General features: G+C 30.5%; 15 protein-coding genes. 3 read left to right on the plus strand and 12 right to left on the minus strand.

The genetic code is table 11. The features are described 5' to 3' along the window. Positions 1-77 precede the first annotated feature (77 nt). From LQ609_RS06290 to LQ609_RS06320, 7 genes are all read right to left on the minus strand, one after another. Entirely contained in the window at positions 78-1,076 is a 999-nt protein-coding gene (locus LQ609_RS06290; RefSeq protein ID WP_078357076.1) for an inorganic phosphate transporter, read from the minus strand. Positions 1,077-1,089: 13 nt separating this feature from the next. Then, a complete protein-coding gene (locus LQ609_RS06295; protein ID WP_078357077.1) occupies positions 1,090-1,707 on the minus strand; it encodes a DUF47 domain-containing protein in 618 nt (205 codons plus the stop codon). A gap of 195 nt (positions 1,708-1,902) precedes the next feature. Next, positions 1,903-3,837: an ABC transporter permease gene (locus tag LQ609_RS06300; protein WP_208143585.1), complete on the minus strand. Its 1,935-nt coding sequence runs from the start codon at positions 3,835-3,837 to the stop codon at positions 1,903-1,905. Continuing rightward, entirely contained in the window at positions 3,827-4,588 is a 762-nt protein-coding gene (locus LQ609_RS06305) for an ABC transporter ATP-binding protein (protein WP_107509170.1), read from the minus strand. Before LQ609_RS06305 ends, LQ609_RS06300 begins: the two co-directional genes overlap by 11 nt. A gap of 49 nt (positions 4,589-4,637) precedes the next feature. Beyond that, positions 4,638-5,699 carry a sensor histidine kinase gene (locus tag LQ609_RS06310; RefSeq protein ID WP_115337143.1) on the minus strand — a complete coding sequence of 354 codons (1,062 nt, stop codon included), beginning with the start codon at positions 5,697-5,699 and terminating at the stop codon, positions 4,638-4,640. Between the two features lies 1 nt (position 5,700). Next, a complete protein-coding gene (locus LQ609_RS06315; RefSeq protein ID WP_107509168.1) occupies positions 5,701-6,384 on the minus strand; it encodes a response regulator transcription factor in 684 nt (227 codons plus the stop codon). A 12-nt stretch (positions 6,385-6,396) separates the two neighbouring features. Beyond that, on the minus strand, positions 6,397-7,320 hold the full coding sequence (locus tag LQ609_RS06320; protein ID WP_239734453.1) for an NAD-dependent epimerase/dehydratase family protein: 924 nt from the start codon (positions 7,318-7,320) through the stop codon (positions 6,397-6,399). A 118-nt stretch (positions 7,321-7,438) separates the two neighbouring features. Between LQ609_RS06320 and LQ609_RS06325 the strand changes: the two genes are divergently transcribed. Next, on the plus strand, positions 7,439-7,942 hold the full coding sequence (locus LQ609_RS06325) for a GNAT family N-acetyltransferase (RefSeq protein WP_078357083.1): 504 nt from the start codon (positions 7,439-7,441) through the stop codon (positions 7,940-7,942). A gap of 45 nt (positions 7,943-7,987) precedes the next feature. Here LQ609_RS06325 and LQ609_RS06330 read toward each other — a convergent pair whose 3' ends face one another. From LQ609_RS06330 to LQ609_RS06350, 5 genes are all read right to left on the minus strand, one after another. Beyond that, the gene (locus tag LQ609_RS06330; protein WP_078357084.1) at positions 7,988-9,022 is read right to left on the minus strand and encodes an alpha/beta hydrolase; all 1,035 of its coding nucleotides are present in this window, start codon (positions 9,020-9,022) and stop codon (positions 7,988-7,990) included. A 47-nt stretch (positions 9,023-9,069) separates the two neighbouring features. Then, complete coding sequence (locus tag LQ609_RS06335; protein WP_078357085.1) at positions 9,070-10,134, minus strand: YkvI family membrane protein; 1,065 nt, start codon at positions 10,132-10,134, stop codon at positions 9,070-9,072. Positions 10,135-10,256: 122 nt separating this feature from the next. Continuing rightward, a complete protein-coding gene (locus LQ609_RS06340) occupies positions 10,257-11,687 on the minus strand; it encodes an MDR family MFS transporter (RefSeq protein ID WP_078357086.1) in 1,431 nt (476 codons plus the stop codon). Positions 11,688-11,761: 74 nt separating this feature from the next. Continuing rightward, entirely contained in the window at positions 11,762-12,259 is a 498-nt protein-coding gene (locus tag LQ609_RS06345) for a hypothetical protein (RefSeq protein ID WP_078357087.1), read from the minus strand. Positions 12,260-12,366: 107 nt separating this feature from the next. After that, positions 12,367-12,681, minus strand: a complete 315-nt coding sequence (locus LQ609_RS06350) for a CHY zinc finger protein (protein ID WP_078357088.1) — start codon at positions 12,679-12,681, stop codon at positions 12,367-12,369. 137 nt (positions 12,682-12,818) lie between these two features. Here LQ609_RS06350 and LQ609_RS06355 point away from each other — a divergent pair, with 137 nt between their 5' ends. Beyond that, entirely contained in the window at positions 12,819-13,118 is a 300-nt protein-coding gene (locus tag LQ609_RS06355; RefSeq protein WP_078357089.1) for an ArsR/SmtB family transcription factor, read from the plus strand. Between the two features lie 21 nt (positions 13,119-13,139). Next, entirely contained in the window at positions 13,140-14,084 is a 945-nt protein-coding gene (locus tag LQ609_RS06360) for a cation diffusion facilitator family transporter (RefSeq protein WP_078357090.1), read from the plus strand. The last annotated feature ends 134 nt before the right edge of the window (positions 14,085-14,218 follow it).

Here is a 14,218-nt window from a genome sequence, read left to right on the forward strand (position 1 = left end):
TGCGTTTTTACCGGATTTAAAATAGCAAAATGAGGCTGAGACAAATATATTGTCCCAGCCTCTTATCATTTTATTTCTTATACAAATAACATACAAATATGATAAATAACAAACGCAAGTAAGATTGATACTGGTAACGTTATAATCCATGTAATAATCATTCTTTGTGCTGTTGTCCATTTCACACCTTTTACGCGCTGTGATGAACCTACACCTAATATAGATGAAGATACAACATGTGTAGTTGATACTGGTAAGTGAATGAAAGTAGCACCAAATATAATAAATGCTGATGATAAATCTGCTGCTACACCGTTAGCTGGACGTATTTTCATAATATTTCCACCAACAGTTTTAATTATTTTCCAACCACCTACTGCAGTTCCAAGCCCCATTGCAGTAGCACAACTTACTTTAACCCATAGCTCAATGTCTGTTGTTGATTGCATATTTGCTGAAATAAGCGCCATTGTAATAATACCCATTGCTTTTTGAGCATCATTTGTACCATGAGAAAATGCTTGTAAAGCTGCAGTACCAATTTGTATAAATCTAAAGTTTCTATTTGTTTTAGTCAAATTATTATTTTTAAACACTACTTTGAATATAGAATATACTGTAAAACCAACTATAAATGCTAATAGTGGTGATGCGATTAAAGCTAGTATAATTTTAGAAAATCCTTGGTAATGTAATACTCCAAATCCTGCAGATGCAATAGCTGCCCCTGCAATTGAACCTATTAATGCGTGTGAAGATGAACTTGGGATCCCGAAGTACCAAGTAATAAGATTCCATGCTATTGCCGAAATTAAAGCTGCTAATATCACAATTGAACCATTTTCTAATTTAAATGGATCTACAATATCTTTGGCAATTGTTTGAGCAACACCAGTAGCGACTAACGCACCGATAAAGTTCATAACCGCTGCTAATATAATTGCATGTCTTGGCTTTAGTGCTTTTGTAGATACTGCTGTTGCGATTGCATTGGCTGTGTCATGAAAACCATTAATAAAGTCAAAAAGTAATGCACATACAACAATAGCTACAGTAATAATGAGTAAACTATCCATTTTTTAAAACTCCTTAGCTATTTTTCATAATAATTTGTTCTAATTTGTTTGCTACTAATTGACATTTATCTGCTACATCTTCTAATGATTCATAAATATCTTTAATTTTAATTAATGTTACTGGATCTGTTTCACTGTTGAAAATGTATTTGATAGATTCTCTTAAAATAACATCACAATTCGTTTCATATTCTTTAATGTTGATTGAATGAACACGAATATGTGAGAATTTCTTTTCAGCTACTAAAGTTACAGCTATTTCAATTTCTTTGATTGCGGCTTGTATGTTCTTAACGAATTCTGCCATGTAGTCGTCTGAATAACTAATAGAGTACATTTCAAACATCGCTGAAGTTTCTTCCATTTCATCTAATACATCATCTAATGCATCACATAATTCTAAAATATCTTCTCTTTCTATCGGTGTAATGAATGTCTGATTCAAATCAGTGATCATTTGGTGCATAAGATCATCACCATTAGACTCATAGGCTTTTATTTTATCTGAATAAGCTTTTAAGTCGAACTCTGAGTCAAAATCCATTTCTCCAAATTCAACTGATGCGCGGCTTAAATTCTCAGCTATAGCTTCTAACTGAATACCAAACTTATCCTTTTTCTTATTAAACATTAGTAATCCTCCCAAAATTTACATCTTAATTTACGTAATTACTCTTTCATTGTACTCTTTCAAAATCAATTCGACCACTATTTATTAATTTAATTTTAATCTTTTATCTTATATGTAAACATTCTGTAACAGTTTATTTACACTGGTATTTTATAACATAAAAAAAGACTAATGGCAAGCATTAGTCTGATTTTTTTATAATACACGTTGTATAACTCGTTTAGAATGTACATAACCTAAGATAGCAAACAAAATATAAATTAAAGAATATAGAGACATTACTATAAGCACTGGTGTATAGAATGATTGCCCCATAAAGAACCATGCTGATTTAGCTGCAAAATAGCCATGACTTAAGCCAATTACTAATGGTAATGCAAAGTTAAACCCTATTTTCAACGCGATACCTTTAGACATATCTTGAGATGTATAACCTAATTTTCTTAAGATTATATAATTTGAAGTTTCATCCTCTGTTTCATCGATTTGCTTAATGTAAATGATACAACCAGTTGAAAGTAGAAATGCTATACCTAAGAACCCTAAAATGAATAGCATCACGCCAATTCCACTTTTTGAATCTTTATATATTTTTTGATATGAAAGTGCAGTATCGTTATCATTTGTTTGTTTATCAAATATTTGTTCAGCTTTTTTGATATCTTTATCGTTACTCAAATTAAGTCCATATTGCTCATTATAATCATCATTTTTCACTTCATTTTGTTTCATTTGATCAAATGTATCATCTGAAACTACATAGATTGGTGAATTAAATGTGATGATAGAGGCTAGATAAGATTCTTTACTTATGGACTTCACTTTAAGTTGCTTAGTTTTATTATTCAATTTATATGACATATGTTCATCATCATTAACTTTAATCACTTTATCGAGAATATCACTATAACCTACTACAGCTACTTCATTATTTTTTAAATCTATATCTTTAAATTCTGAAGATTTTGCAACCGTTGCTGGAAAGTCAGATGATTTACCTGTCGTATCGTTAGCACCTGCAAACACTTTAGTATCATCAATTACATATCGTGTTACATTATAATTTTTCTCTTTAAATTGTATATTATTTTCATTTAGAGCTTTTTTAAATTGATTATTTGCATCTTTATTTACAAAAATATAATCATCTGGTGCTGTAGTTCTAGCTGTTTCTTCAACATTGTAATATGAGATATAGCTCAATGCTAATAGTCCGACCGCCATAGCTGAAACCGTTGCGATAATTGTTAGTGATAGTGCATTTATTTTCATTTTATGCATGATTGATGACGTTGAAACGACATCTGTAACACTGAGCATACCTTTTTTATATTTGCGTATTGTATTGAATATGAGTGATATTGAACATCTAAACAATAGGTAAGCACCTACTATCGTTAAGAACAATACCGCCAACATGTTCACATAAAGTCCCATCATACCTTTTGTTCCGATTTGATCAAACATCACGCTAGATAAATAATATCCTCCGATAATCATTAAAATACCAATTGCTCCAAAAATTAATTCATAAAGTTTAATTCTTTTAATTTTTGTGTCTGTAGCATTAAATTCATTCATTAAGCTAAGAATTGTTTTTCTTTTGATAAATATCATGTTTTGAAGAGAAATTATTAAATAAATGACAACCATTAATATAATGGTTTGGATAAAGGCTTCACCACTAAAGTTTAAATGTGCTTCTTGCTGAATGCCGATGATTTTATATAAAATCATTAATAATATTTTTGAAGTGAAGAAACCTAAAAACGAACCAAATACGACTGTTAACATATATAGTACAAAATTTTCTAAAGCAAATATTTTAAAAACTTCACGCTTTGTCATACCAATTAATTGATATAAGCCTATTTCTCTCGATCTTCTTTTAATAAATAATTTATTTGCATAAAGTAGGAATATAACGATAATCACCGTTAATATTGTTATACCAACTTTTATAGCCGCTTCTGGCTTAACACCTGATTGTACACCATTCAAATCTTCTGAATACTTTAACGTAACAAATCCAAAGAATAACATTACACTCATCGTTATTGAAAAGAGATACATTCCATAATGACGGATGTTACGTCTTAAATTTTTAATAACGATTTGATTAAAGCTCATTTACAACACCACCTAACACGCTTTGTGTTTTGATGATTTCTTTATAGAATGTCTCTCTATCATCGTCTCCTTTATAAAGTTCAGAATATACTTTTCCATCTTTCAAGAAAATAACTCTATTTGAATAACTAGCTGCTGCAGAATCATGTGTAACCATAATGATTGTAGATTGAGTTGATTGATTCATTTGATTTAATTTATTCAATAAATCAGATGCAGATTTAGAATCTAAAGCACCAGTCGGCTCATCTGCAAATATAATCGATGGTTGTCCTATAAATGCTCTTGCTGCAGATGTTCTTTGTTTTTGTCCACCAGAAATTTCACTTGGATATTTATCTTTGATATCTAATATACCTAACGCTTTACTGATTTCTTCGTATCTTATTTGTGCCTCTTTTTTTGATACTTTTTGAATCGTTAAAGGCAACATAATATTCTCTTGTACAGTGAGTGTATTTAATAAATTATACTCTTGAAATATAAAGCCTAATTCTTTTTTTCTGAAGTTAGACATTTGTCTATTATTCATGTTTTGTAATAGATGGCCATTTATTTCAATTTGACCTGTCGTAGCATAATCAATTGAACTTAAAACATTCAAAAGGGTCGTTTTACCAGAACCTGATGGCCCCATTATACTAATGAATTCACCTTTCTCTACAGTCATATCTATTTGTTTTAATACTTCTTGTTGATTTTTTTTAGAACCATACACTTTTACTAATTGTTCAGTTTTTAAAATACTCATCCTCAAAACTCCTTTGAAATTTGTCTATGATTCAATATTAAAGGCTTTTTTAATTAATCTCCTTTGAATCATCGTACATTTTGAGGTTTGAAGTGACATTATTGTCACTTGATTGTTCAAGAGCAGTAAAACAGTTAGGATGTGGGAAAATAAGTAACACAGTCGTACCTTCTCCATATGTAGATTTTATATTTACATTTATACTTAAACCTTCAGCAATTTCTCTAACCAAATAAAGTCCCATTCCTGTAGCAGTGGACTCTCTTTGATTTGTAGTTGAAGTAAATCCCCTTTCAAATACTCTTGGCAAATCTCGTGTTTTTATTCCTCTACCATTATCTTGGATTTTTAAATGCAATTGATTGTTTTGTTCATAAGTAGAAATAGTTATGTCACTATTTTTAGTATATTTCAACGCATTGCTAATCAGTTGTCTAATAATGGTACGACACCATTTTTCATCTGTATAAACTTTTTCGTCATCTATTTGAATATCATAGCCTATCCCTTTTGCAATACTAATATTTCGCGCATGTTGAATTTCTTTAATAATCATATCTTTTAATGAATAATGTCCAAAATAAAAATCATTACTCTTTGAAGATAATCTTCTAATATATAGCTGTTGATCGAGCAAATAGTCTATTCTACTCCACTCATATAATAAGTCTTGTTTTAATTTTGTTTCCTCTATTTGATCTAATAATAACTTCATTGCTGTAATAGGCGTTTTGACTTCATGTATCCAATCGAGTAAGTCATTTTTAGTAAGCTGAATTTCTTTATTTTGGTCATGTATAGTATGTCGTACACTTTCATCATAACTTTGAATATAGTCGAAAATTATTTTCTCATATGCCGATTGATTTAATGCTTTATGCTCAATTTCTTTTATAGGAATGTCATGCTTTAACGCCATATAAAATCGCGTTTCTCTTGTATAAATTAACCATAGAAATACAATAAAAATAATAAAATTGATACCTATTAAATACAATGCACTTCTTGTTGAAAATGCTACATCTAACCAACTTGTCAAAATTATAATAAGCTGCATAAGAATAAATAATAATATCCAAGTCCATTTTTCCTTAACAAACCATTTTATCATTTTATCCCTCCAGCTCATGCGCTATATAACCTTTGCCTACTTTCGTTTCTATCAAATCATTAAGTCCAATGTCTGTTAGTTTTTTCCTTAAACGATTCACATTAACAGTTAAAGTATTATCACTAACAAATTGTTCATCATCCCATAATGCTGTAATAATTGTATCTCTACTAACGACTTCATTCTTATGATTAAGCAATATTTCTAAAATAAACATTTCATTTTTAGTTAGAGAGATTTCATTATCATCTTTCTCTATAACATGTTTGCCATAATCTACTCGTGCTTTATTCCATAATTTAATTCTAGGTTCCTCTTTATTATATTGATAAACTCTTCTATAAATTGCCTGTAATTTAGCAACAAGTACTTCTGTATGAAATGGTTTTTGAATAAAATCATCTGCACCCAGTTCCATACTCATCACTTGATCCATTGGGTGATCTCTTGAAGAAAGAAACACGATAGGAATGTTAGATTGTTTTCTAATTGCTCGACACCAATAGAATCCATCATATTGTGGCAATTGAATATCGATGATAACCATATCAGGCTGTAATGCTTTATATTCTTCAAACACTAAGCCAAAATCATTTATACCATGTACGGACCAATCCCATTTTTCTAATTGGCTTTTCATAGCTTTAAATAAAGTTTCATCATCCTCAATAATTAATAGTTTCATATACTATCCCTCTTACTTTGTATATTTTTTTATTTCTCCAGCCGTTGTTCGTAACTGAAAGTCTTTTATTCTACAATCCACTTCAAAGCCTTTCATCGTAACATTATGAATAGGTGCTTGAGATAAATAATAAATACTCCATGGTATTCTTGGTATATAGTTATATAAATGTACGATGAATTCATTCGTCAGTCTTAGCTTTCTAAATTCCAATACACCATTGTCTTCATACAAATTGACTGCCAGTGCGCCTCCAACAACTTTAAACTGAATGAGATCCTCGTGAATACTTGGGGTAATTCGTTGTAATTTTAATAACGGATTACTTCTATGTTTAAAGTACACATTATACGTATCACCGATTAGTTCTGTAGTGACAAGGGTACCACTTGTTTCTTGTAACCATTCAAAGTAATATTTCACAACTTGTTCCATGTCCCATTCATATGGTATGGGCATTCTATCTACACTTCTTACATCATCAAATTTAGACTTTTGTAATTCTATAGAAACAGCTGGTCGTTTAATAGATTGCTCTGTAGCTTGAACTTCAATTCCTGTTGATTTTAATGTATCTATCGTTTCTTGATCAAATGGAGAACCGGTAATATAGATGATTTTCTTCACATTGTTTTCTTTACATGCTTTTGCCATATTATCACTAGCAAGTAAATTCAAATTCCGAGCTGTACTTTGTGTTAATTTTGCAGATTTTTTATTAGGATCTAAATAATAAATTGCAATGTCTATACCTTCCAAAGCATCAATCATATCCTTTAATACATAAATATCACATTTTCTCCAAGTGATATCCATGTCAATCATATCAGCTTCATACTTTGTAATCGTATATAGATTACCAACATCTTTTAATGTACTTATTAAATGCTTACCTATGTATCCTGAACCACCGGAAATTAATACATTCGCTTTCATTTTAAGCACTCCTTTGCATTCGGACTTTATATATGTGTTATAATATTTATAACTTATTGCATATTTACAATAAATATAACATTGTTTGTAATTTATAAATAGAAATAGGAGATATTTTATGAAAGAAATCATACGAGAAATTCGAATAAATGATGTTGAAAACTTTAATAAATTATTAGATAGCGTGATTAATCAATCAGAATATCTATTATTTAATCCAGGTGAACATCAAATTTCAATACAAAATCAAACTTTATTTCTAGAAGAAATGATTACAACAAGTAATTCTACTATAATTGTTGCCGAATTAAATGATGCTTTAATTGGTTATGTGACACTTCAAGGTGGAAGAACAAAAAGAAATAGTCACGCTGCTAAAATTGCTATGGGATTACTTCCATCTTTTAGAAACAAAGGTATCGGCTATAAATTGTTACAAGAAACAGAAGCATGGGCGGTAAGAAGACAACTTCATCGACTAGAACTAAACGTTGTTACCGAGAATGAACCTGCTTATCGTTTATATGAGAAATTTGGTTTCAAAGTAGAAGGCAAAAAAGAAGAAACGTTATATTTTAATGAAAAATTTTATGATGAATTTGTAATGGCTAAATTATTATAAAAAAAGACAAACTAATCAAGCAAAAGCTCGCTTAGTTTGTCTTTTTTATTTGTCTTTCTTTAATACCGTTTCTGATTCTTGAGTTGCATTATTCTCATAAGGTGACTGTTTCGTATTCGCACCTAGAAACATCATCACACTATTATAAGTCGTTTTAGACTCTTTTAAATTCATGTGAAATTGATATTGGTGACGCAAACCATGTGTACCATCAAAGAATGAAGTTGTTGTTTCTATACCTTGTTCGTTCAACACTTTATCAAATTCTCTATTTTGTGGATCAAATGGGTCAGCATCTCCAACCGTTAAAAATGTAGGTGGATAATACTTCGTTACTTGATCTACAGTAGATAATTGATTAATCTGGGCAAAGTTTCTTTCCCATTTTTTCGAACCCGTATAACTTGTCATAAATAAATCAATTCTAGGAAAATCAGTACTTCTTACGGTTTGCATATTATAAAGGCCACCAAATAGAATTGCGCCTCTTAAATACTCTTGTTTGATACTAGCTTTCATATCCATTTGCTGTTGTAACTTTGGATTTGTTTGAATAGCGACATATTGACTAGCTATTTGAGCTCCCGCTGAATCACCACCATAAAGAATTTGTTTATGGTCAATATTAAATTTATTTTTATATTTCAATGTATATTTAGTTGCTTGATCTAATTGATGTATAGGTGTAGGATATTGCGAATCTGGTGCTAAAGCGTAATTAACATTCACTATAACATATCCTTTTTCAGCAATTTGAGCCAAATATGGATTTTTTTGTCTTTTATCCCCTGCGATAAATCCACCACCATGCGTCCAAAATATGACAGGCAATTTTTCACCTTTTTTCATTTTTGAAGGCACAATAATATCCATTTGACTTTTTGGTGCAGAATGTCCATAACTTACATCCCGAATCAATTTCACTTTTTTATTATTAAGAAGTAATTGATTTGCTCTTTGCGCTTGCAATTGTTTTTCTTGTTGTTTATGTTCTTGATATTTATTAAAAATATAAAAACCACTTACAACAACGATGATCGCCACAATCAAAATAAACAACCGTCGTTTTTTCCTTTTCATATGTTCACTTCCTCATGTAAGAAGACAGTTTAACATATTCATTTATTTTATGCGATATGTTTTTTATTATCTTTTTTTCTCAATATATATTTAACGAGTATTGCACCGCATATAACTAAACCAATTACACCCATTGCTGGATAAAGTTTATCTATTAATGCAGAGAAACCTACAAAGCTTAATCCATATGCCAATAACATTGCGATCGTTAATAACAATACATATTTTTTTGAAAATGGTACCGTAAATCTAGCGGTAAATGAATACATTAACCCTAAAATTGTATTGTACATTACCATTAGCATAATAACCGACAGTGCTAAACCAACTATTGGTGATATAGTTCTAGCCAATGCTAATGTAGGGATTTCTACATCTTTAATATTAGGATATTCTGCTAATAGTCCTGAGTTAATCAGTGCTAATAATACTAAATAAATAACACCGCCAATAATTCCACCTAAACCTGAAATACGACGTTTATCAGCGTCTCCACCTATTGCAATTAACGTACTAAATCCTACAGAGAAAGCTAATCCTCCATAAATGAATCCTTGAGCAATACCCCAAAATAGACTTGGCTCTTCTACTGTACTATTTATTTCAGAAATACCAACATGTCCATTTATAAAGAAATAACCTGCAATGATAAGAATAATAATTATTAAGAATGGTGTTACTACACCTAAAGCTTTAACAATTTTATCAAAATCTAATAATAGTGTGATATAAATAACCACACACATAATTAAAGCTCCTAGCCATGTTGGCACACCAAAACTTTCTTGAAATGCAGAACCTGCACCAGCTATCATCGTGACAGATATTCCAAATAAGAAGAATATTAATACATAGTCTATAACAATACCTGCTTTACCAAACAAATAGTTGATAGTAGAGCTGTGATCATCAGCATCTAACGCAGTACCAATTTTTGCTACTTGTCGGCCAAAGAACGCTAGCATAATCCCTGAGATGATTACACCTAGATAGCCATACAAACCATAGTGTGTAAAGAATTTCATTACTTCTTGTCCTGTTGAAAATCCAGCTCCCACTACGACTCCGACATAAGCAAACCCTATTTTTGTTGCTTCTTTAACATTTGACACAAATCTTCCTCCTCATTTACTTGTTCAATATAGTGACATATACCCACTATCATAAAAACTATTCCAGTAATTAAAAAAAACCTCTTACAAAAGTAAGTGGTTTTGTAAAAACACAAATTTAGTTACGATTTTTCTTCCAATGATTTGCTATAGTTCGCTCTTGTAACTGTAAATCCTACAATTATTGCTAGAACTAATAACACAATACCAAACCAATAAGAATGATGTATACCCACTGTCATAGCATTATTAATTTGTTCTGTTGTTGGATTTTTAATACCTTGAAGTGCTGTAGTTTGACCACTATTCATAATACTCACAAATACAGCGATACCTAATGCACCACCAATTGGTTGTAACATATTTGAAACAGCTGTTCCATGTGGATACATTTCTTTAGGTATAGCATTTAAAGCATTTGTATTTGCAGGCATTAACACTGCAGAAATACTGATCATTAAAATAATATACACAACGACAAATACCCAAACGGATATACCCGGGTGAATTGTTGAATAAAATATTGAAACACATAATAATACAATCAAACCTGGTACAACGAGTTTTCTCGGTCCAATTTTATCAAATATTGCCCCCATAAATGGTGATAAGAAACCATTAAGTAGAGCGCCAGGTAATAAAATAAGACCAGCTATTTTAGCACTGAATCCCATAGGACCTTGTAAATACATAGGCATAACTATTTCAGATGCAAACATTGTCATAATAACTACAACAAATATAATGACACCTTTAGTATAGTTATGGTATTTAAACACTTTTAGGTCCAGTAGCGGTTCGTCTAATTTAAGTTGTCTAAATACAAATAAAGTCATCATAATTATACCAACAATTAACGTTATAAAGATTGATGGATTTGAGAATCCACCTTCTGTACTACTAACTGAAGATACACTGTAAATGATTGTTGATATACCTATTGTAGATAAAATAATTGAGAAAACATCAATTTTTGGTCTCGTTATTTCTCCTACATTTTGTAAATATCTATAGGCAAAAATAAAGGTGAACATCATGAATGGAATGACAATTAAAAATAACCATCTCCAACCCATATAGTCTACAATAACACCTGATAATGTGGGTCCTAGTGCTGGTGCAAACATAATCACTAAACCAAATTGCCCCATTATTTTCCCACGTTCATGCTCATTATATAACAAAAGCATTGCATTCATAACTGTCGGAATCATAAGTCCAGTTCCTGCTGCTTGAATCATTCTACCAACTAATAACATAGGGAAATTAATTGCTAAACCTGCTGTTAATGTCCCGATTGTGAAGACTGTTACTAACCCTAAAAATAACCTTCTCGTTGTAAACCATTGATTTACAACGGCAGACAGTGGCGTCAGTACACCCATTACTAACATAAAACCAGTCGCCATCCATTGAACAGTTGGCGCATCAACATTAAATACTGACATCAATTCTTTTAATGCAATATTTAAAAGCGTCTCGTTTAAAATCATGAAGAATGTACCAACCAAAAATACAATCATGATGATTTTTCTTTTAACTTGATTATCCATTTGTTTCTCCTAATATTTGTTTTTGTAACTTTCCTATAATCCCATAAAAAATAAACCTAGTCAAACGACTAGGTTTATGCATTTTGAGAATTAGATAATTGTGAAAAATCTACTACAACTTTATCCATTCTCTTAGCAGTTTCTTTCATTATATTTCTAGCAACTTTATTATCGGGATCTATTTTAAGTATTTGTTTACTAATGTCAAATGCTTGCTTATCGGATAGCAAAGGTTCTGGAATTGCATGTAATAAAAGCATTTGCAATAAACTCTTCACTTCTTTATATTCTGTTAATATCATCGATCTTTCAGCATGATAATAAGCTGAGTAGAATGCACCATCATGCTCACTATATGGATAGACATGTAACAAAAATGCTAAGTCATGAAGTTCACTTGTTTCTTCCTTCTTAATAGAATCTAATATAAAAGTATAAAACATTGTACTTTCTTCTTCGTGAGCTGCTGAAATGAAGTGTTCTTCAAATTCTAAGAAATCCACTTCGGACATCAATCTATATGCAGTATCAAATTCGCCACTTAATATATGACCTTTTATTAAATCTTTCATTTAATGTCCTCCTTCTCTCTTTTCAACATTCACTGTATGCTCATTTTTATAGTTAAAAATATTATAACACGTTTTGTAATAAATTACCTTTAAAACATTAAACCAAATTAAATTTTAAAATATAAATGGTGATGATATTTACATCGATGATTAAACCTTGATGCACAATGTGGGCATACTTCTTTTAGCATATAATCATTTATTGAAATTGTTTGTTTACATACACCACACAATATAGCATGTTCATCAAATTCACTTTTATCCCATCTTTTAAGTTCATGTTTTTCACATTCTTCATGACATTTATAGCAAGGATAAAATTTGTTACAACATTTAAATTTAATTGCAATGATATCTAGAGGTGTTTGATAATGCTCACATCTAGATTCATCATCTACTGTTAGTCCATATATAGTTACCATAATATCCTCCAAACATTTTAATAAAACAAAACATCTCACAATAGCATCTATTTTGTCAATTTATAATCATTTGACATAGATGACGATTTTTTATAGAATTAACATATGAACATATATTCATATGTTAGGAGAATAAAATGAGTACTTATAATATATTAGATGATGAAACATTGTTACTAGTGTCACAAACCTTTAAAGCATTAAGTGATCCAACTCGAGTAAAGATTTTACATTTACTTTGTACAGGCAGACACTCAGTCGGATGTATAGCAGAAACACTGTCACTTAGTCAATCTTCAGTTTCCCATCAATTGAGATTTTTAAAGAATCTTCGACTTGTTAAATTTGAAAGAGAAGGAAAGAGCATATTCTACTCAATTGATGATGACCACGTTATTCTATTTTTAAAACAAGCAATCGAACACGCTAAACATTAATTTAAATTGAGAGGTGTTTATATGGGACATGAACATCACGGACATGACCACAACCATGTTCATACAAATAATAAAAAAATATTACTGATTTCTTTCATAATCATTACTTTATTTATGATTGTAGAAGTAATTGGAGGATATGTTACAAATAGCTTAGCCTTATTATCAGATGCAGGTCATATGCTTAGTGATGCAATTTCTTTATTTATTGCACTCATGGCTTTTAAATTCGGTGAACGTGTTGCAAATCAACATAAAACTTATGGCTATCGCCGTTTTGAAATACTCGCTGCTTTTATAAATGGAATTTTATTAATTGCTATTAGCTTATACATTTTTTATGAAGCAATCTCACGATTTATAAATCCACCTGAAGTAGCTTCAACAGGTATGCTCATCATTAGTACAATTGGATTAATCGTTAATCTTGTTATTGCCTGGTTAATGTTTAAAGGATCTGACACAAAAAACAATTTAAATATGCGTGGTGCTTTTATACATGTACTCGGAGATTTATTAGGGTCAGTCGGTGCAATAGTAGCAGCAATAATCATGATAATTTTCGGTTGGAAATTAGCCGATCCAATAGCAAGTGTTATTGTTGCTATGCTAATTATAAGAAGCGGATATGGTGTTACAAAATCAGCATTAAACGTATTAATGGAAGGAACACCATCAAATATCGATATACACGAAATTTCAGAAACAATCACATCACATCCAGAAATAATCGATGTACATGATTTGCACATTTGGTCTATCACAAGTGATCTAACAGCATTAAGTTGTCATGCAGTTGTAGATAGAGAAAAAACAGTATTAGAATGCGACAGTATAATAGAAGAAATTAACCATAAACTAAACCATAAATCCATACAACATGCTACTATCCAATTAGAAACATCAGACCATCAGCACGATAATTCTTTATTATGTTGTATGGATCAAACAGAACATGTTCATTAAACAAGTAGAAAGGCTGGAACATTTAATTTGTCCCAGCCTCTCATTCCTACGATTAGTCAAGTACTAGTATTAAAAAATGGCATACTAAAATAGACCTTATGATTTTATTTTTTTTAATAAGGTGTTAATATATA

Source organism: Mammaliicoccus sp. G-M28 (assembly GCF_022386595.1).
GTDB classification, from domain to species: domain Bacteria; phylum Bacillota; class Bacilli; order Staphylococcales; family Staphylococcaceae; genus Mammaliicoccus; species Mammaliicoccus fleurettii.